Consider the following 19,063-nt stretch of genomic DNA (forward strand, 5'->3'; position numbering starts at 1 on the left):
TTTCGTGCACGACGGGCGGCGTCATTCAATACCGAGGTTAGACATGTCCACCACCATCGCAAAAGCCAACCCCAAGGTCGGCTTTGTATCCCTGGGTTGCCCAAAGGCTCTGGTCGACTCCGAACGCATCCTTACGCAACTGCGCATGGAAGGCTATGACGTCGTGTCCACCTACCAGGACGCGGACGTGGTGGTGGTCAACACCTGTGGCTTCATCGACTCGGCCAAGGCCGAGTCCCTGGAAGTGATCGGCGAAGCCATCAAGGAAAACGGCAAGGTGATCGTCACCGGCTGCATGGGCGTGGAAGAAGGCGCCATCCGCAACGTGCACCCAAGCGTGCTGGCCGTGACCGGCCCGCAGCAGTACGAGCAAGTGGTCAACGCCGTGCACGACGTAGTGCCGCCGCGCCAGGACCACAACCCGCTGATCGACCTGGTGCCGCCGCAGGGCATCAAGCTGACGCCGCGCCACTACGCCTACCTGAAGATTTCCGAAGGCTGCAACCACAGCTGCAGCTTCTGCATCATCCCGTCGATGCGCGGCAAACTGGTGAGCCGCCCGGTAGGCGACGTGCTGGACGAGGCCCAGCGCCTGGTCAAATCCGGCGTGAAAGAGCTGCTGGTGATCTCCCAGGACACCAGCGCCTACGGCGTCGACGTCAAATACCGCACTGGCTTCTGGAACGGCGCGCCGGTGAAAACCCGCATGACCGAACTCTGCGAAGCCCTGAGCAGCCTCGGCGTATGGGTGCGCCTGCACTACGTTTACCCGTACCCGCACGTTGACGAGTTGATCCCGCTGATGGCCGCCGGCAAGATCCTGCCGTACCTGGACATCCCGTTCCAGCACGCCAGCCCGAAAATCCTCAAGGCCATGAAACGCCCGGCCTTCGAAGACAAGACCCTGGCGCGCATCAAGAACTGGCGCGAGATCTGCCCGGACCTGATCATCCGCTCCACCTTCATCGTCGGCTTCCCCGGCGAAACCGAAGAAGACTTCCAGTACCTGCTGGACTGGCTGACCGAGGCCCAGCTGGACCGCGTCGGCTGCTTCCAGTACTCGCCGGTGGAAGGTGCTCCGGCCAACCTGCTGGACGCTGCCATCGTGCCGGACGACGTCAAGCAGGACCGTTGGGAGCGCTTCATGGCGCACCAGCAGGCCATCAGCTCGGCGCGCCTGCAACTGCGCATCGGCCGTGAGATCGAAGTACTGATCGACGAAGTCGACGAGCAAGGCGCTGTAGGCCGCTGCTTCTTCGATGCACCGGAAATCGACGGTAACGTGTTCATCGACGATGCCAGCGGCCTGAAGCCGGGCGACAAGGTCTGGTGCACCGTGACCGACGCCGACGAGTACGACCTGTGGGCTGAAAAACGCGCATAAGGTGTAAAGAATTGAAAAAGCCCTGCCTCTGGACAAGATGCGGGGCTTTTTTAGGTCTATCGTTTTGCCCATCGGCGCCAATCATCGGCAAGGGGCAGCGGGCATGCGTCAGCATTCGGTTATCCATACACCCAAATCCAGCGACTATCAGGAACTGACCCGCATCTGGGAGGCTTCGGTGCGGGCCACCCATGACTTCCTGCCGGACAGTTACATCGAGTTGCTGAAAAACCTGGTGCTGACCCGCTACCTCGACGCGGTGATGCTGATCTGCACCAAGGACTCGCGCCAGCGCATCACCGGGTTTGCCGGGGTGGCCGCGGGCAAGGTCGAGATGCTGTTTATCGACCCCGAGCACCGTGGCCAGGGCCTGGGCCGGCAATTGCTGCGCTATACCATCGAGTCGATGAATGCCGATCAACTGGACGTCAACGAACAGAACCCGCAGGCCCTGGGCTTTTACTTCAAGCAGGGCTTTGAGGTGATCGGACGCACGGACCATGACGGCATGGGCCAGCCTTATCCGTTGCTGCACATGCGTTTGCGCCAGGCCCAGCCACAGGCGCGTCGCGGCTAAATGAAATGGAGCCGGGATTAACCGGCGCCACACAGGTACAATAGCCGCCCCCTTTTGTTTCGGCCCTTGTCATGACTGAACCCCTACGCCTCTCCAAACGCCTCATCGAACTGGTCGGTTGCTCCCGTCGGGAGGCTGAGCTGTTCATCGAAGGCGGCTGGGTCACGGTGGACGGCGAAGTGATCGACGAGCCGCAGTTCAAGGTCACCACCCAGAAGGTCGAGCTTGACCCTGAGGCCAAGGCCACAGCGCCGGAGCCGGTGACCATCCTGTTCCACGCCCCCGCCGGCGTGGATGCCGAGACAGCCATGGCGTCGATCAACGCCGAGACCCTGTCGGAAGAACACCGCTTCAGCAAGCGCCCGCTCAAGGGCCACTTCCTGCGCCTGACCGCCAGCAGTGACCTGCAAGCCAAGGCCAGCGGCCTGCTGGTGTTCACCCAGGACTGGAAGATTTTGCGCAAGCTGACCGCTGACGCGAACAAGATCGAACAGGAATACGTGGTGGAGGTGTCCGGCGACATGGTCGCCCACGGCCTGAACCGCCTCAACCATGGCCTGACCTACAAAGGTAAGGAATTGCCGGCGGTGAAAGCCAGCTGGCAGAACGAGAACCGCCTGCGCTTTGCGCTGAAAAACCCGCAACCGGGTGTGATTGCCTTGTTCTGCGAAGCCGTCGGCCTGAAAGTCGTCGCCATTCGACGCATCCGCATTGGCGGAGTCTCCATCGGCAAAGTGCCGGTAGGCCAATGGCGCTATCTGTCCGGCAAAGAAAAGTTCTAAGACTTTTTTCGCCGCCGAATCTCTCGATACCGCCTGCCTGGGCGGTGTCCACAGTTGAATGACCAGGATTGCCCACCATGATTCACAATGACGTACTGCGCAGCGTGCGCTACATGCTCGACATCAGCGACAACAAGATGGTCGAGATCATCAAGCTCGGCGGCATGGAAGTCACCAAGGACGACCTGCTGACCTACCTCAAGAAAGACGAGGAAGAAGGCTTCGTGTTCTGCCCGGACGAAGTCATGGCGCATTTCCTCGATGGCCTGGTGATCTTCAAGCGCGGCAAGGACGAGAGCCGTCCACCGCAGCCGATCGAACTGCCGGTGACCAACAACATCGTCCTGAAGAAACTGCGCGTGGCCTTCGAACTGAAGGAAGACGACATGCACGCAATCCTCAAGGCCTCCGAGTTCCCGGTGTCCAAGCCTGAGCTGAGCGCACTGTTCCGCAAGTTCGGCCACACCAACTACCGCACCTGTGGTGACCAGCTGTTGCGCAACTTCCTCAAGGGCTTGACCCTGCGCGTTCGCGCCTAAACCCGTGAACTACAGCGTCTCGCCCATCGGCTTTGTCCGCTCCTGCTTCAAGGAGAAGTTCGCCATCCCGCGCCAGCCACAACTGGCGCCTGCCGCCCGGGGCGTGCTGGAGTTGGTGGCGCCATTCGACCAGGGTGAGGCGGTGCAGGGTTTGGAACAGGTCAGCCATGTGTGGCTGCTGTTCCTGTTCCACCAGGCGCTGGAAGACAAGCCCCGCCTGAAAGTGCGCCCGCCTCGCCTGGGTGGCAACACGTCCATGGGCGTGTTCGCCACCCGCGCGACGCACAGGCCCAACGGCATCGGCCAGTCAGTGGTCAAGCTGGACAAGGTGGAAGATGGGCGCCTGTGGATATCCGGGATCGACCTGCTGGATGGCACACCGATTCTCGACATCAAGCCGTACGTGCCGTACGCAGACATAGTTGACACTGCGACCAACAGCATCGCCAGCGCTGCGCCACCGCTGATTCCCGTGCAGTGGCTGAAGACTGCGCTGCAACAGGCAGAAGGCCACGCTCAGCGCCTTGGCGAGCCATTGGTGGCGTTGATCGAGCAGTGCCTGGCGCAGGATCCACGGCCGGCGTACCAGACGCCGGGGCCGGAGCGGGAATACGGGGCGCAGTTCTGGGATGTTGATGTGCGCTGGCACTATCCCGAAGCCGGGATGATTTGTGTGCTGGAAGTCGTGTCGGCCGGGTAAACCGGAAACAAATGTGGGAGCGGGCTTGCTCGCGAAAGCGGTGGATCAGTCAATACATCTGGTGACTGTTACACCGCTTTCGCGAGCAAGCCCGCTCCCACATTTTTTTGCGTCGCGCTTATTTCTCGACGAACGCACGCTCGATCAGGTAGTCGCCCGGCTCACGCATACGCGGGGAAACCTTCAAACCGAAGCTGTTGAGCACTTCGCTGGTTTCATCCAGCATGCTTGGGCTGCCGCACAGCATGGCGCGGTCGTCTTCAGGATTGATCGGCGGCAGCCCGATATCGCTGAACAGCTTGCCGCTGCGCATCAGGTCGGTCAGGCGGCCCTCGTTTTCGAACGGCTCGCGGGTCACGGTCGGGTAGTAGATCAACTTGTCACGCAGGGCCTCGCCGAAGAACTCGTTCTGCGGCAGGTGCTCGGTGATGAATTCACGGTAGGCGACTTCGTTGACGTAACGCACGCCGTGGCACAGGATCACTTTTTCGAAACGCTCGTAGGTTTCCGGGTCCTGGATCACGCTCATGAACGGCGCCAGGCCAGTGCCGGTGCTGAGCAGGTACAGGTGTTTGCCCGGCTTCAAATCGTCAAGCACCAGGGTGCCCGTCGGTTTTTTGCTGATGATGATCTCGTCGCCTTCCTTCAAGTGCTGCAATTGGGAAGTCAGCGGGCCATCAGGCACCTTGATGCTGAAGAACTCCAGATGCTCTTCCCAGTTCGGGCTGGCAATCGAGTAAGCGCGCATGAGCGGGCGGCCGTTGGGCTGTTGCAGGCCGATCATCACGAACTGACCGTTCTCGAAGCGCAGGCCCGGATCGCGGGTGCACTTGAAGCTGAACAGAGTGTCGTTCCAGTGATGAACACTGAGGACACGCTCGTGGTTCATGTTGCTCATGTACGGGGGACTCCTGGAAATGGGTCTGCGCCAAATGATGGATGCGCAATTGCACAGCATTCTAATGGCGGCGACAATATCTGTTAACTGGATTATTAAGATAAGGGTTATCGGTTATATCGATATGCGATTTACTCTACGTCAACTGCAAGTCTTCGTCGCCGTCGCCCAGCAGGAAAGCGTCTCGCGCGCTGCTGGCCTTCTGGCCTTATCTCAATCCGCCGCCAGCACGTCGATTACCGAGCTGGAGCGTCAATCCAGCTGCCAGTTGTTCGACCGCGCGGGCAAACGCCTGAGCCTCAACGCCCTCGGTCACCAGCTATTGCCCCAGGCGGTGGCACTGCTGGACCAGGCCAAGGAGATTGAGGACCTGCTCAACGGCAAGTCGGGCTTCGGCTCCCTGGCGGTCGGGGCCACGCTGACCATCGGCAACTACCTGGCCACGCTGCTGATCGGCAGCTTCATGCAGCAGCATCCCGAGAGCCAGGTGAAGCTGCATGTGCAGAACACTGCGCATATCGTGCATCAGGTGGCGCACTACGAAATTGATCTGGGTCTAATCGAAGGCGACTGCAGCCACCCGGACATCGAGGTGCAAACCTGGGTGGAAGATGAACTGGTGGTGTTCTGCGCACCCCAGCATCACTTGGCCAAGCGCGGCCAGGCGACCATGGAAGAGCTGACCCATGAAGCCTGGATCCTGCGGGAACAAGGCTCTGGAACACGCCTGACCTTTGACCAGGCCATGCGGCATCACCGCAGCGCGCTGAATATCCGCCTGGAGCTGGAACACACCGAGGCAATCAAACGCGCGGTGGAATCAGGCTTGGGGATTGGCTGCATTTCCCGGCTGGCGCTGCGCGACGCCTTCCGGCGTGGCAGCCTGGTACCGGTGGAAACCCCGGACCTGGACCTGGCCCGGCAGTTCTACTTCATCTGGCACAAGCAGAAGTACCAGACCTCGGCGATGCGCGAATTCCTCGAGCTGTGCCGGTCGTTCACCGCCGGGGTGCAGCGCAGCGACGAGATCGTACTGCCGACCATTGCCTAGATCAGGATCACGGCCCACACCAGGGTAATCATGGTCAGCGCTACGAACTGCGCGGCGCTGCCCATGTCCTTGGCATTTTTCGACAAGGGGTGCAGGTCCAGGGAAATCCGGTCGATCGCCGCTTCGACGGCGGAGTTGAGCAACTCGACGATCAATGCCAGCAGGCACACGGCGATCAGCAGCGCCCGCTCTACCCGGCTGACGTTAAGGAAGAAACTCAGCGGGATCAGGATGACATTGAGCAACACCAGCTGACGAAACGCCGCCTCGCCGGTGAAAGCCGCACGCAGGCCATCCAGGGAATATCCGCCTGCGTTGAAAATACGTTTGATACCGGTTTGACCCTTGAAAGGCGACATAGAGTAGGCAACTGAGCAAAAAGGTGTGGGGAAACTAGAGCAAGCAAAGTCAAAAAAACGTGAATGAACAGCGTCTTAATGCTGTGAAATTGACTCAAGTTGTTGCAAGAGCAGCGCCGCCTGGGTTCGCGTACGTACGCCGAGCTTGCGGAAGATCGCCGTGACGTGAGCCTTGATGGTCGCTTCCGACACGCTCAACTCATAGGCAATCTGCTTGTTCAGCAGGCCTTCGCAGACCATGGTCAGCACGCGGAACTGCTGGGGCGTGAGGCTGGCCAGGCCATCACGCGCGGCCTTGGCTTCGTCGGAGACGTTGATCTCTTCAAAGGCCTGCGGCGGCCAGGAGACATCGCCATCCAGCACCGTGCGCACGGCTTTCTGGATGTCTTCCATGGAGCTGGACTTGGGAATGAAACCACTGGCACCGAACTCCTTGGAGCGCACCACCACCGACGCCTCTTCCTGGGCCGACACCATCACCACCGGTATCTGCGGGTATTGCCCACGCAGCAGCACCAGCCCGGAAAAACCGTAGGCACCCGGCATGTTCAGGTCCAGCAGGACCAGGTCCCAGTCGGACTTTTCGGTAAGGCGGGTTTCCAGCTCGGCAATGCTGGCGACTTCGACGAGGCGTACATCCGGCCCCAGGCCCAGCGTGACCGCCTGGTGCAGCGCACTGCGAAACAGCGGGTGGTCATCGGCAATCAGGATTTCGTATGTGGCCATTTATTAAATGATCCTGTTTTTTAGGGCGGCACTGATGGGTTCAGTGCTCGCCAACGCGCAAGGTGGCTGCCAGGCCAGCAGTCACCAAAGGGCGCGCTCAACGTCAAAAAGCGACGTATCCAATCTGTGACAGCGCCCCAATCGGCGCCAAGCATGCCCAGCGTAGCCTGGGTGGTCAAGCGCTACGCCCGTGGCTATTTTAGCGGGCTGCGCGTTTGCGCGGCCATCATGCAAAGGTCGGCTGGCCATGACACCTATAGATAAGGTGCAAGGCGAGTATGGACGACATCGGCCGGGTCCAGCGCCAGTTGAAACTTGGCGGCCAGGTAGTGAGTGCTGAATACGTCCAGATAGGCATCCAGGACTTCACTGGCTGCGGCATCTTCAGCCAGCTCCAGGCACAGCGCGGCGACTTCGGCGGTGCAGAAGTGGTCATCACGCTTGGAGCGACGCAGCTTGTAGCGCGACAGTTGCTCGGGCGCCAGGCTCAGCACCGGCAAGTGCTCCAGGTACGGGCTCTTGCGGAACATCTTGCGCGCCTCGCTCCAGGTGCCGTCCAGCAAAATGAACAGCGGGCGCTTGCCCTCCTCCAGCCTGACCTGATGGACCACCCGCTCCGGGGCCACGAATTCGCCGGGAAAGACGATGTATGGCTGCCATTGCGGGTCGGCCAGCAAGGTCAGCAACTCCGGCTCAACCTCAGTGCGCGACCAGGGGAACGCGGTCGTGTCGTTGATCACATCGGCAATCAGCCAGCCGGTGTTGCTGGGTTTCATCGGCTCTACGTCGTGCATCAGCAGGCACATGCCGGATCTGGCCTGGACCTTGGGCCGCCAGGCGCACAGGCAGTACTCGGGAATCACCCGGCAGCCGGGGCAGCGTTCGGCCCGCGAGCCTCGCGCTACAAACGGTTTTACGGCACGGGCCAGGCGCTGCGTGCGCAAACGGGAGACGGCATGGCTCATCGGGTGCGCCGCAGGGAAGTGGAAATCGACACGGATAGAACTCGGAAGGCAAAAGTTACCGCAGTCTACCAGAGCCGCCCCCGGCCACCTGCACTTCCCGGCAATAGGCTGGCCCTAGGGGCAAGCGGTCACCTATAATCCCGCGCCACTGAACGCACAGCGCAGTGGCTGGTCTATGCACCAGTAACCGAATCAGGAGAGTTTCATGCTGCGTCTTATGCCACGCCTTGTAGTTCCGTCCGTCGCCCTCGCGCTGGTGTTGCCTCTGGGTGCCCAAGCGGCCTCGTTGCTGGAGGCTCAACTGAACAGGAAGCTGCAAAGCGTCGCAGAGGAAACCAACAAAGAACTGCCACGGGAAATTGACGAAAAGACCCTGGAAGTTGCCTACACCGTTGAAGGCTTGCAGCTGATTGACCATTTGAGCGTACTGCCCGACCGCGCCGAGCAAATGCGCGCCAACCCCAAGGCTGTGTACTTCCAGCTCGGCCAAAGTGTGTGCCTGAACAAGGGTTACCGCGAGCTGATGGCCAAGGGCGCGATCATGCGCTATGAAATCACCGAGAACAAAACCAACCGCCCGGTAGCCTCGGTGAAGTTCCAGGAAGCAGATTGCCCGGCACCGGCTGCCGCGAAGAAGAAAAAGTAAGCGATAACTCCTGTCGCGCGCCGCTGACCAGCGGCGCGCAATATACCCCTCTGCACTCTCCGCCATTGCCCGCCCGCGGCAGCGTCTAAACTCCCTCAGAAGTGATCAATAAGCGGTTGCCAGCCAAGACTTTATAGGCTCATGATCAATTCATCCTGAACGCCTGGAACATCGGGTTTTCACACCGTCCTGTAACATTTTCAGGGCAAAAGAGGGTTGCCCTCCTGAGCGTGCAATGCAAAGGTTTTTAATCATAAGGAATATACAGAACCGGTTTCGCCCACCTCGTTAATCAGAGGCAACGACACATGCAGTGTCGTGGTCCCGACGAATTTCTCGCCGGCACCCAGGGTTCTGTGAAGAAGGAGAAGTTGAATGCCTTACGAACCGAATGAACTCCTGATCCGTCAATTTGAAGAAAACGGCACCGACCTCACGCAGCAGGTCGACGCGCAACTCCACTTGATTGCGCCCAACAGTCCAAATATCCCCCTTTATCGCGACATGATCTTCACCGTGTTGCGCATGGCCCAGGACGACCGCAGCCGCTGGAATGCCAAGATAACCTTGCAGGCGATCCGGGAACTGGACCACGCCTTCCGCGTGCTCGAACAGTTCAAGGGGCGGCGCAAAGTCACGGTGTTCGGCTCGGCGCGCACGCCGGTGGAAAGCCCGTTGTACGCACTGGCCCGGGAAGTGGGCGCGGTCCTGGCCCGTTCGGATCTGATGGTGATCACCGGCGGTGGCGGCGGCATCATGGCGGCGGCCCACGAGGGTGCCGGCCTGGAGCACAGCCTGGGGTTCAACATCACCCTGCCTTTTGAACAGCACGCCAACCCGACCATCGATGGCACCGAGAACCTGCTGTCCTTCCACTTCTTCTTTACCCGCAAGCTGTTCTTCGTCAAGGAAGCCGACGCCTTGATCCTGTGCCCGGGCGGTTTCGGTACCCTGGATGAAGCGCTGGAGGTGCTGACCCTGATCCAGACCGGCAAAAGCCCGCTGGTACCGGTGGTACTGCTGGATGCACCGGGCGGTAGCTTCTGGCAAGGCGCACTGGACTTTATCCGCAGCCAGCTTGAGGCCAATCGCTACATCCTGCCCACCGACCTCAAGCTGGTCCGCCTGGTGTACAGCGCCGAAGAGGCGGTGGACGAAATCAACCAGTTCTACGCCAACTTTCACTCCACCCGCTGGCTGAAGCGCCAGTTTGTGATTCGCATGAATCATCCGTTGAGTGACCGCGCACTGGCCCATCTGCAGGAGGCATTTGCCAGTCTTCGCCTCAGTGACGACTTCCAACAAATCGCGTACACCGGCGAAGAGCATGACGAGCCAAGCTTCAGCCATCTGACGCGGCTGGTGTTCAACTTCAACGGGCGTGATCAGGGACGGTTGCGGGAATTGGTGGATTACATCAACTTGCCGGAAAACTGGGCCCAGGCTCAGGGGAAAACGCAGCAGCGGGTGACGGAGACGGCGTGACCTGACACTGAAACGAAAAAAGGCCCGCTATTTTCATAGCGGGCCTTTTGGGTTGTGTCAGGTAGAACGATGCGCAGGTTAGGGCCGCTGCGCAGCCCAGCGGGAGCAAGCTCCCTCGCCACACCAAGCCCCGTAGTGATCAGAGCAACCATTTACCAGGCGCAGCCTTCAGTCATCCATATCCCGACCGCTCAACAGGCGACTGATCATCTCCATCGAAAACCCGCGATAACTCAGGAAGCGACCTTGCTTAGCCCGCTCACGCGCATCAATAGGCAGATGACCGGCAAACTTGCGCCGCCAGGTTTCTTCCAGTTGTGCCTGCCAACTGATGCCGCACTCACGCAACGCGAGTTCGATATCAGCACGCTGCAGGCCACGCTGGCTCAGCTCTTCACGAATTCGTGCAGGGCCATAGCCGGATCGGGCTCGGTAGGAGACGAAACTTTCGAGGTAACGGGACTCCGACAGCAGCCCTTCTTCCGTCAAACGGTCAAGGGCTGCGTCGATCATCTCGGGATCTGCGCCACGCTGACGCAGCTTACGCGTCAGCTCGACTCGACCATGCTCGCGCCGTGCGAGCAGGTCCATTGCAGTGCGCCTTACGGCGACGGGTGTATCCAGGACAACGCTCATCGTTTGCTTCAGATGTCAGTGTCGACTTCTTCTACTTCTTCAACCGGCTCGCGGTTGGCGGCAGCCTTGACGTCAGGTGCCGGGGTCAGCAACTTGTCGCGGATCTGCTTCTCGAGCGTAGCGGCAACATCCGGGTTATCCGCAAGGAACTTGGCCGAGTTGGCCTTGCCCTGGCCGATCTTGCTGCCGTTGTAGGCATACCAGGCACCGGATTTCTCGACGAAACCGTGCAGCACGCCCAGGTCGATCATCTCGCCGTTCAGGTAGATACCCTTGCCGTAGAGAATCTGGAACTCGGCCTGACGGAACGGCGGGGCCACCTTGTTCTTCACGACTTTAACGCGGGTTTCGCTACCAACAACCTCGTCACCTTCCTTCACCGCGCCAGTACGACGGATGTCCAGACGGACCGAAGCGTAGAACTTCAGCGCGTTACCACCGGTGGTGGTTTCCGGGCTGCCGAACATCACGCCGATCTTCATCCGGATCTGGTTGATGAAGATCACCAAGCAGTTGGCGTTCTTGATGTTACCGGTGATTTTACGCAGGGCCTGGGACATCAAGCGGGCTTGAAGGCCCACGTGCATGTCGCCCATTTCGCCTTCGATTTCAGCCTTGGGTACCAGGGCTGCCACGGAGTCGACCACGATCACGTCGATGGCGTTGGAGCGCACCAGCATGTCGGTGATTTCCAGCGCTTGCTCACCGGTGTCCGGTTGCGAAACCAGCAGGTCGTCAACGTTGACGCCCAGCTTGCCGGCGTATTCAGGATCCAGGGCGTGCTCGGCATCGACGAACGCACAGGTGGCGCCCATTTTTTGTGCCTGGGCAATCACCGACAGGGTCAGGGTGGTTTTACCGGAAGATTCAGGACCGTAGATCTCAACGATACGGCCTTTTGGCAGGCCGCCAATGCCGAGCGCGATGTCCAGACCCAGAGAGCCAGTGGAGATAGCCGGGATCGCCTGACGGTCGTGATCGCCCATACGCATTACGGCACCCTTGCCGAATTGACGTTCGATCTGACCCAGGGCCGCAGCCAAGGCTTTCTTCTTGTTGTCGTCCATTAAAGTCCTCACGTAATCAATAAGGCCTGGCGGCCAACACCTGTATAAGTAGACAGTATTGTTCCACAAAGATCCGTGATCGCCTACCCCTGTTTTTCTATTTCTGCTGCAGCTCGTCGCAACAAGCCCTCTAGTGCGGCCTTTACCGTTTGTCGGCGGACCTCGTCACGGTTCCCAGGGAAGTGTTCGAGCTCGGCGGTAACCTCATCGCCCACGCCCCAGGCCAGCCATACGGTGCCCACCGGCTTGTCCGGCGAACCGCCATCGGGCCCGGCCACACCGCTGACTGCCACGGCAAAACGCGCCAGGCTTTTCTCCTGGGCGCCTCGCACCATCGCCTCCACCACTTCGCGACTGACGGCACCGACCTTGGGGAACAGGGCCTCCGGCACATTCAGCTGCCGGGTCTTCTGGCGATTGGAATACGTGACATAGCCCGCCTCGAACCAGGCCGAACTCCCGGGAATCCGCGTGATTGCCTCGGCGATACCGCCGCCGGTGCACGACTCGGCCGTCGTGACGTGGGCATTGAGAACCTGCAAGCGTCGGCCAAGTTCAGCGGCGAGTTGAGTAATTTCCTTCACGGTCATCTCCTGGAGTGGACGGGCATTCGCCTACCCTACAGGAGCCCATGGGCCATGCAAGTTACAAGAGACTAACGCGCGACAGCCCGGACATACGCCTGGCAGGCGCGCAAGGCGATCATTGCGTTGTCGCCGTCGTCGGTGATGCCGATAATTCGTTGAGCATGCGCCGGGTCAAGTCGGGCTCGCGGGGCGCCATGAACCAGGCTGCCGGAGGGGGCGGTGGCTGGCATTGCACAGCCGCTGCCTGAATCGCTGGCGTCGAGAAGGACTGACAACCGCACATCAGCAGTGGCCAGGCGATCCCGCAGGTGAGCCTGAGCGCGTTGTGCATCGGAAAGCTCCCGGGTGTGTTGTTGGTCGCTGGCGCTGAGTTGTTGCTCCAGTGCCAGCCGTTTGTCCTGTTCGGCCTGTTGTTGCTGGCTGAGTGCTGCGGCATGCAGAGCCTGCAGGTGCTCGAGTTGTGCGCCATATCGCCAAGCCTGTACCTGCCAGGCAACACCCGCCGAAACTGCGAACAACAGGCAAAAGCCAAGCAGGCGATATGACGTCAGGAAGCCCATGACACCGCCTTCGCCCGCGCCCACAGTTGCATACGGTTCTCCAGACCGTTGAGGCCACCATTGATGCGCCGGGTGATCGTGGTGAACTGGTCCTGGTCAGCCAGTTCGTTCAAGCCATTGCGCTGCCAGAACCACGCGGCAGATTCGCACGCCCATTGCGGCGTCTCCAGCAACTCCGGTTGGTGCAACAAACGCTCATCGCCGAACAGTGCCTGACTGCACGCCAGGTAGTTGCGCCGGCCGGTGATCTGGATCAGGCCGCGGCCGCGATACTTCTGGCCATCGCCGTCGGCTTCCGGGGAGTTGCCCAGGCGGGCGGCCAAGGTACCGGTGTCGTATTTGCTCAGGTATTGATCGCTGCCCAGTTCACGTACGTAGCGCAGTTCGCCGGATTCGTGGCCGATTTGGGCGAGGAAGGCGGCGATGCGTTTGGGTGTGGTGATTTGGCGGTTGGACATGGCTGTGTTCAGCGCAGATACGAAAACGCCCGCTTGGGCGCGGGCGTTGGGCATGATTTGCACAAGATCATTCTGGGTTATCGGCATGAAAAAACCTCCGAACTCACGAGCACCACACTATTGTACAAGGCCAACCATCCAGTCCGGTTTAACCGGCCGAAATTCGGAGGCTGGAAACTTCGAGTTCTGCGGCCAATCACGCAGCAGTTGGAAATAAGCCAGCAGTTGCGCAAATTGTCCTTCTGTCAGCGTGGTATCTCGCTTCAGATCGGACTCATCCCGATGGCGCTCGCGAAGCCACTTGATACTGTCGATTTCCGAATCCCGCCAGAGTCGTTCGGATTCACATTCGTTCGTGTTCCTCAGCTTTTCATCGAGATGCCAGGACGAGCCATCCCAAACGTGATCTGACCCGGGGCGTTTCAGCGAGGTAAGCTCCAACGGCAACTCACCTAACTGCTGCCATTGGATCTCCTCGCCGGTATCCGTTCGATACACAAGGCCGCGCAGGTCCGGAACCAGGTTCCAGATAGCTTGAGCATCTTTAACGTGAACCGCAGCAAAGCCGGGCTCGGTTACAGGCGGGGCTTCACTGAAAGCCATGGAGGGGATAAGCCAGGCCCCCTCGACAAGTGGATCGGGGTCAGCAAAAGCCGTTCCGATGTATTCGCCCGTCACCGGGTGTGCCTGATAAACAACAGGGGCAGAAGCAGTCATGATTGACCTCAGTACTTGATGCACATAAGACGGGAAGTGTTGCGCGGACGCGTTTCGTTGGCGGTGCGTGGAACACCATTGACGCCGTTGGTTACGGGGTCACCGGTGCTGCCAATGTTGAACGATGCGTTGGAACCACCGCCCACGCCGTTCCAGTTGCCTGGGCTCCCGTTCAGGGTGGTGCCAGGACGAGGGCCGTGCCAATGGCCTTGCATCGCATCCAGTTGCAACGACCCCAGCCCGCGTTGCGGGTCCACGCCGCGTCCATCGTCAAAGCCACGGATGAACTCACCACGGCTGTCCGGCAGGTTAAACGTAGTGCTTCCGTCACCAGCGCCAAACGTCGTCCCTATCACGTCAAACAGCTTTGAATAGGCTGTACGAGAAACCGCAGCACCGTTCTCTTTCAAAAACCCAGCCGGTGCCGAGGCACCGCAATACTGAATCGTCGTCCCGACCGGAACCCCCATCGACGCTGGGTCGAGATTTCCAGAGTGCCAGAGCCTTCGTGTTGGGCTCCAGACCTTAGCCTGAGAGCAGCCTCGGATGTAGACATCCGGTTCTGTGTTCCCCTGCTGAAAACCAATCTGCCCCGCGTAATTTCCGTCGCCGTAAGGGATATTCACCAATCCGACGTAGTTGGCGAAACTGGTATTCCCGGCACTGTAATAGTAAAACCCGCCGGGTAGCCCAACGGTATCAATCGCGGCAGCAGGTGCAACATTGCCACCCAGTCCGTATTGACCAATGCTCAGCGCATCTGTCACACCATAGCCCGCAAGGGTCGTAGCCTTATCCGCTTTGGTTGAAGGGTTGAAGTTGATCTCAGACCAAATTTTCTTCGAACTCCAGAGCAACTCACCGTCCGCGTTCATCGCGAGTGCTCGAGCAATTATCTTGCCCCAATGGAACATGATTCGTGGTGCATAGTTGAAATCTCGTGTGGAATCAGAAACTTCTTGCGCTTCACGAATTTCCAGTGCGCCCCCCTGTCCATTGCCGATCTCACCCAATATGCTGGAAGAAAGACTTGGGCGCTGCTGGGACGTACGGCCTACCACCAGAGCATCCGTAATCCCATACCCCGCCAACGTCGTCGGCTTATTCCTCAACTTCAACCAATCACTCAACACACTCAACGCTTGCGCCAGCTGATCGGTCTTCGTCTCATCCGGCGCAATCCCCGCCGCCGCCAGCACATTCAAAATCTCCTGCGTAATCCCATTCCCCCAAGCCGCCGGAATCAAACTCCCCGGCGTCCCGGTCACCGGGTTTTCATCCACAAACTTGCCATTCACCAGCCCAACGCTGGGCACACTCTTTGGATAATCCACGCTTCTATCCTCTAGTCATAATTGATGTGCACCTGCGTATGAGCAGGTGCGCTGCGATGAATCAGGCACTCCAGGGCATTGCCCGGGTTGACGCCAAACCGCTCTCCCCAATAACTCGCCCCAAACCGCCGCCCCAAGTGCTGGCGGCCGCCGGTATTGAGCGTCCACATGAAGTGCGCCTGCCAGGTGCCAAAATGCGCCGCGCCAAACCGTGAGCGGCCCATGCGCGGGGCGCGATGTTCAGTGACACTGGCGTCGGGATAACCCTGGCTGCGGGCGATTTCGATGTAGTACGCGGCGCGCTGGCTGCCCACCGCCAACAGACGTCGACGCACCGCCAGGCGACGGTCGTCGTACAGCGGGCTCAAGCCCAGGCAAGGGTCGGGCAGTTGCATCACCCTTTCCCACTCCGGCACCAGTTCGCTGACGGTCACGGGGTCCATTTCGTTTTGCAGGTCGCAGGCGCGGGCGTCGATGCGCGTAAGTTCTTCGGCGATGCCTTTGAGCACCGTCTGCAACTGCGGCATGGTCTCCAGGTCCCAGGCCGGCCCGCTGGGCAACAGGGCGATCAGTTGCTCCTCGTACTGGCCAGCCGTCCTTATCCCAGCCATGTGATACCTCCAAACACCAGTAACTGGTTTGTCGCCGCCGTAACGTCCGCCAGCGGGCTTGTCAGTTTGTGATCGGTCTCACCGGTGGCGGTGCTGATGGCTTCGGCGATGTGGGTCAGCAACAAGCTGTCGCCCAGCCCCGCCTCGCGATTGTGCAAATCTCGCAGTTGGGCCTCGACGGCCGCGCGCACGGCGCTGGTGTCGGGGGTCAAGCGCAGTTGATAAACCACTGGCTTCATCACCGGCGCCAACACATACACATCAGCGGTCACTGGCCGCAGCGGTTCGATATGGGCTTGAACCTGCGCCAGCTGCGCTGCATTGGGGATCGGCTGCGGGTCGTCGTCACGCATCACGAACACCCCCACCGTCCCCGGCCCCAGGTAATTGCCGCGACACCATGCGCGGGTAATGCCGGGCACTTCGAGGGACCAGGTCTCGTAATCCTGTGCCGAACCGCCCTGGGGAATAACGCGATAGGAACGAATCACCCGCGCCCGCAGCGACTCCAGGGTTTCTCGTGCCACACCGCCGGTCAACCCCGGCGCCAGCACGGTAAACGTCGAACCAATACCTTGCAGCGGCTGGACCGCGATCAGGCTCAGCCCGGCATCAGCGTTGCCCAGCGTGCCGGCATCAATCGCCTGCACCGTGGCGGTGTTGAGGCCTGCATGGGTGGTACCGGCAGCGGTGACTTTGAAGCTGCGACCATCACTGGCTTGCAGCACCGTGTCCACATCCAGCACCGCGCCCGCCGCTGCGGTAAAACTCACGCTGCCACTGGCGGCCACCGCCGCCTTGCGAGCCTGGTTCAAACGCAGCGCGGCGATGCGCTCCAGGGTGGATTCATCCGCGGTATCCGGCAGGATCTGCTCAGCGATCCAATCGAGATAACCGTACAGGCCGAACGCAGCGCCACTCAGTGTGCGCGCCAGGACCTGGGCATCGGACTGGCGCAGCGAATCGCTGGCCAGGTCGCTTTGGGTGCGTTTGATCAGCACCGGCAGCGAAGGGGTTTCAAACGGCATAGATCACCTGCCAACTGTTATCAGGGTTGATGTCCAGGCGCTCGCCATCGGCCAGGGTCAGCTGCGTGCGCAGGTTGAGCCGCTGGGCGTCGAGGCGCTCACTGAGGACTTCGATGGCGCTGCAATGCCCGTCGTCGATCAGCCATTGCAAGGCTTCGCGGGCATAGAATTCGGCGTCCAGTTGCGTCTGGCGGGTCAGCTTGACCCGGCGCAGCAACCACAACCTTGAGCCGATACGGTCGTCGGCCACGCTGGGAAAACTGTCGCCCCACCAGCCGAAGCGCTCGTCATCGTCAACAGGGTCATCCGGCGCGGCACGGCGCCAGGTGAACAGGCTGATCAGCACCGAGCGGGTCAGGGCCTTTTTCAGGTTGTCGGAGACAAACATCACTGGCCTCCCGCCGGCGCACCGGTCTGACCGCTGCCGGGCTGGACGCCCACATGCACGTGCCGGATCTGGCTGATGCCGCCGGCAATCTGGTCGCCCTGGGAGATGATCTTGCCGCTCTGCGTCAGGGTCGGCGTATCAATGTTCACCGCCTGGCTGGCGCGGATATTCAAGGTGCCGGTTTCAATGTCGATTACCCGCCCGCGCTTGAAATGAACTTTGTCGCCTTCGTCGGTATAGATCGCCACTTCACCCGGCGCCAGGGACTGCAAGCGATAGCGACGGTCGGCCACCACCAGCACGATGGCATGGGAGCGGTCACCGCCCAGGAAGGTGGCGATGCCTTCAGCACCCGCCAGAGGGTTGCTGGTAAAACCGTAGGGTTCGAAGTGCTCCATGTCGTCGTTCACTTCGCCTGCCGTCAGGCGCATTTGCAGCGATTGCAGCTTGGTGGCCGAGTGGGCGAGCACGACAGTGCCGCGCGCCAGCAGGCGAGTCAGTAAGCTCATGGAAATTCCTTGGTGGTTAAGCGGATGGCAACGGATTGGCATCAAAGGTGGACGGCGGCGCCACCTGTAGGGTGGTGATCGAACCTTGGTCGGAGAGCGACCAGGTGACCTTGGAGATCAGCATGTCCTGGTCAAAGCCCAGCACCGGATCGATCACCCGCACCAACAGGTTGTGGCGCCACAAATCGCCGTTGGACTGCCGCCAGCCTTGCACGGTGTAGGTGGTGGTCAGGGCTTTTCCGGTACGGGTGGCGCGTTCCCAGTCGGCGCGTTGCTGGGCCAGCTCGGGGGTCAACTGCGTCGGTTCGCTGATCACCGTGACGCGTTTTCGCGTGGCTTTTTCATCCCGGGAAATCCCTGAAACCTCACTGACCGCCGCTGCGTTTTTTTGATCATCGCCCTTGTGCTGGCCGATGACGCGGTACTCGGAAAATACCGAGTCGAAGTCCATCGGTGCGTTAGCCGAAAGGATGTTCTGGCCCAGCTCCAGGCTGTCATTCGCACGCCCTGCACTACCGGGCGATGCCAATACCAGGCGCCCATCCGCATCGTCGGTGGAGAACACCCGATACAACGTCAGCAAGCGGTCGATGGATTGAAATACCGTCTCCCCGGGCACGATGCTGTGGGTATGCAGGCGCGCGGTTTCGGCAATCTCGCTGTGCACCTCCACGCCATAGGTGGCCGTCAGCGCCCGGACGATGCTCAGCACACTTTGCCCGCGCCACTGGCCGGGCTGGTTTATCGCTGCGCAGTCCACAAGGTCCTGGGTCACTGAACCGCCCTGAATACTCAGGCTGATCTGTCGGCCGTCGTAACTGATGGGCGCCTTGAACACAAAGCCGGTGAGCACCAGGTCGCAACCGATGCGTACCTGGCAACGGGCACCGGGCTTGATCGGCGCCGCCAGGGTTTGCCCGGGCCATTGCCAGGTGATGTTGAGGGTGAAGGTGCGAAATTGACGCTCCAGGTCGGCGCTGATTTCCACGCTTTTCCAGCCGCCATAATCCAGGCCGTCCACGGTCAGGGTGACGGCATTGTCCAACTCGTTCATGG

Annotated in this window: 24 protein-coding genes; 8 read left to right on the forward strand and 16 right to left on the reverse strand. The window is 60.4% G+C overall.

Annotation, left to right across the window (positions count from 1 at the left end; translation table 11 throughout):
• Positions 1 to 43: 43 nt before the first annotated feature.
• The 5 genes from rimO to tsaA all read left to right on the forward strand — a co-directional run bounded on the left by rimO (position 44) and on the right by tsaA (position 3,982).
• A complete protein-coding gene (rimO, locus tag C0058_RS25970) occupies positions 44 to 1,384 on the forward strand; it encodes a 30S ribosomal protein S12 methylthiotransferase RimO (RefSeq protein WP_003208624.1) in 1,341 nt (446 codons plus the stop codon).
• Positions 1,385 to 1,487: 103 nt separating this feature from the next.
• Positions 1,488 to 1,961: a GNAT family N-acetyltransferase gene (locus tag C0058_RS25975; RefSeq protein ID WP_102369818.1), complete on the forward strand. Its 474-nt coding sequence runs from the start codon at positions 1,488 to 1,490 to the stop codon at positions 1,959 to 1,961.
• Between the two features lie 71 nt (positions 1,962 to 2,032).
• The gene (locus C0058_RS25980) at positions 2,033 to 2,743 is read left to right on the forward strand and encodes an rRNA pseudouridine synthase (RefSeq protein ID WP_003208627.1); all 711 of its coding nucleotides are present in this window, start codon (positions 2,033 to 2,035) and stop codon (positions 2,741 to 2,743) included.
• A 77-nt stretch (positions 2,744 to 2,820) separates the two neighbouring features.
• Positions 2,821 to 3,282 carry a DUF1456 family protein gene (locus tag C0058_RS25985; protein ID WP_003208629.1) on the forward strand — a complete coding sequence of 154 codons (462 nt, stop codon included), beginning with the start codon at positions 2,821 to 2,823 and terminating at the stop codon, positions 3,280 to 3,282.
• Between the two features lie 4 nt (positions 3,283 to 3,286).
• Complete coding sequence (gene tsaA / locus C0058_RS25990; RefSeq protein ID WP_102369819.1) at positions 3,287 to 3,982, forward strand: tRNA (N6-threonylcarbamoyladenosine(37)-N6)-methyltransferase TrmO; 696 nt, start codon at positions 3,287 to 3,289, stop codon at positions 3,980 to 3,982.
• A gap of 118 nt (positions 3,983 to 4,100) precedes the next feature.
• Here the strand turns inward: tsaA and fpr are convergent, their stop codons facing one another.
• Positions 4,101 to 4,880, reverse strand: a complete 780-nt coding sequence (fpr, locus tag C0058_RS25995) for a ferredoxin-NADP reductase (RefSeq protein ID WP_003189055.1) — start codon at positions 4,878 to 4,880, stop codon at positions 4,101 to 4,103.
• 124 nt (positions 4,881 to 5,004) lie between these two features.
• On the opposite strand from fpr, the gene C0058_RS26000 reads away from it, so the two are divergent.
• Complete coding sequence (locus C0058_RS26000) at positions 5,005 to 5,931, forward strand: LysR family transcriptional regulator (RefSeq protein ID WP_003208633.1); 927 nt, start codon at positions 5,005 to 5,007, stop codon at positions 5,929 to 5,931.
• On the opposite strand, the gene C0058_RS26005 is transcribed toward C0058_RS26000, so the two are convergent.
• From C0058_RS26005 to C0058_RS26015, 3 genes are all read right to left on the reverse strand, one after another.
• Positions 5,928 to 6,290 (reverse strand): diacylglycerol kinase, encoded by a 363-nt coding sequence (locus C0058_RS26005; RefSeq protein WP_003208635.1) that lies wholly within the window; start codon positions 6,288 to 6,290, stop codon positions 5,928 to 5,930. The genes C0058_RS26000 and C0058_RS26005 overlap by 4 nt on opposite strands.
• A 75-nt stretch (positions 6,291 to 6,365) precedes the next feature.
• The gene (gene erdR / locus C0058_RS26010) at positions 6,366 to 7,016 is read right to left on the reverse strand and encodes a response regulator transcription factor ErdR (RefSeq protein ID WP_003208636.1); all 651 of its coding nucleotides are present in this window, start codon (positions 7,014 to 7,016) and stop codon (positions 6,366 to 6,368) included.
• 254 nt (positions 7,017 to 7,270) lie between these two features.
• A complete protein-coding gene (locus tag C0058_RS26015) occupies positions 7,271 to 7,981 on the reverse strand; it encodes a tRNA-uridine aminocarboxypropyltransferase (protein ID WP_003208638.1) in 711 nt (236 codons plus the stop codon).
• A 205-nt stretch (positions 7,982 to 8,186) separates the two neighbouring features.
• Between C0058_RS26015 and C0058_RS26020 the strand changes: the two genes are divergently transcribed.
• A complete protein-coding gene (locus C0058_RS26020; RefSeq protein ID WP_003208640.1) occupies positions 8,187 to 8,627 on the forward strand; it encodes a PA3611 family quorum-sensing-regulated virulence factor in 441 nt (146 codons plus the stop codon).
• A gap of 375 nt (positions 8,628 to 9,002) precedes the next feature.
• Complete coding sequence (locus C0058_RS26025; RefSeq protein ID WP_087695311.1) at positions 9,003 to 10,112, forward strand: TIGR00730 family Rossman fold protein; 1,110 nt, start codon at positions 9,003 to 9,005, stop codon at positions 10,110 to 10,112.
• A 168-nt stretch (positions 10,113 to 10,280) separates the two neighbouring features.
• Here the strand turns inward: C0058_RS26025 and recX are convergent, their stop codons facing one another.
• The 12 genes from recX to C0058_RS26085 all read right to left on the reverse strand — a co-directional run bounded on the left by recX (position 10,281) and on the right by C0058_RS26085 (position 19,061).
• The gene (gene recX / locus C0058_RS26030) at positions 10,281 to 10,748 is read right to left on the reverse strand and encodes a recombination regulator RecX (protein WP_003208644.1); all 468 of its coding nucleotides are present in this window, start codon (positions 10,746 to 10,748) and stop codon (positions 10,281 to 10,283) included.
• 8 nt (positions 10,749 to 10,756) lie between these two features.
• Positions 10,757 to 11,815, reverse strand: a complete 1,059-nt coding sequence (gene recA, locus C0058_RS26035; RefSeq protein ID WP_003208645.1) for a recombinase RecA — start codon at positions 11,813 to 11,815, stop codon at positions 10,757 to 10,759.
• A gap of 83 nt (positions 11,816 to 11,898) precedes the next feature.
• The gene (locus C0058_RS26040; RefSeq protein ID WP_102370300.1) at positions 11,899 to 12,399 is read right to left on the reverse strand and encodes a CinA family protein; all 501 of its coding nucleotides are present in this window, start codon (positions 12,397 to 12,399) and stop codon (positions 11,899 to 11,901) included.
• Between the two features lie 71 nt (positions 12,400 to 12,470).
• Positions 12,471 to 12,962 (reverse strand): lysis system i-spanin subunit Rz, encoded by a 492-nt coding sequence (locus C0058_RS26045; RefSeq protein WP_102369820.1) that lies wholly within the window; start codon positions 12,960 to 12,962, stop codon positions 12,471 to 12,473.
• A complete protein-coding gene (locus C0058_RS26050) occupies positions 12,950 to 13,507 on the reverse strand; it encodes a glycoside hydrolase family 19 protein (RefSeq protein WP_087695309.1) in 558 nt (185 codons plus the stop codon). The genes C0058_RS26045 and C0058_RS26050 overlap by 13 nt, the downstream gene beginning before the upstream one ends.
• A 30-nt stretch (positions 13,508 to 13,537) precedes the next feature.
• Positions 13,538 to 14,137: a phage tail assembly chaperone gene (locus tag C0058_RS26055; RefSeq protein ID WP_102369821.1), complete on the reverse strand. Its 600-nt coding sequence runs from the start codon at positions 14,135 to 14,137 to the stop codon at positions 13,538 to 13,540.
• An 8-nt stretch (positions 14,138 to 14,145) separates the two neighbouring features.
• Positions 14,146 to 15,471 (reverse strand): tail fiber protein, encoded by a 1,326-nt coding sequence (locus C0058_RS26060; RefSeq protein WP_102369822.1) that lies wholly within the window; start codon positions 15,469 to 15,471, stop codon positions 14,146 to 14,148.
• Between the two features lie 11 nt (positions 15,472 to 15,482).
• On the reverse strand, positions 15,483 to 16,082 hold the full coding sequence (locus C0058_RS26065) for a YmfQ family protein (protein ID WP_087695306.1): 600 nt from the start codon (positions 16,080 to 16,082) through the stop codon (positions 15,483 to 15,485).
• Positions 16,070 to 17,110: a baseplate J/gp47 family protein gene (locus C0058_RS26070; RefSeq protein WP_102369823.1), complete on the reverse strand. Its 1,041-nt coding sequence runs from the start codon at positions 17,108 to 17,110 to the stop codon at positions 16,070 to 16,072. Before C0058_RS26070 ends, C0058_RS26065 begins: the two co-directional genes overlap by 13 nt.
• Complete coding sequence (locus tag C0058_RS26075) at positions 17,100 to 17,498, reverse strand: phage GP46 family protein (protein ID WP_087695304.1); 399 nt, start codon at positions 17,496 to 17,498, stop codon at positions 17,100 to 17,102. The genes C0058_RS26070 and C0058_RS26075 overlap by 11 nt, the downstream gene beginning before the upstream one ends.
• Complete coding sequence (locus C0058_RS26080; RefSeq protein ID WP_017480159.1) at positions 17,498 to 18,007, reverse strand: phage baseplate assembly protein V; 510 nt, start codon at positions 18,005 to 18,007, stop codon at positions 17,498 to 17,500. Before C0058_RS26080 ends, C0058_RS26075 begins: the two co-directional genes overlap by 1 nt.
• Positions 18,008 to 18,023: 16 nt before the next feature.
• Positions 18,024 to 19,061, reverse strand: a complete 1,038-nt coding sequence (locus tag C0058_RS26085; protein ID WP_102369824.1) for a phage baseplate assembly protein — start codon at positions 19,059 to 19,061, stop codon at positions 18,024 to 18,026.
• Positions 19,062 to 19,063: the final 2 nt, after the last annotated feature.

The organism is Pseudomonas sp. NC02, from assembly GCF_002874965.1.
Classification (GTDB): domain Bacteria; phylum Pseudomonadota; class Gammaproteobacteria; order Pseudomonadales; family Pseudomonadaceae; genus Aquipseudomonas.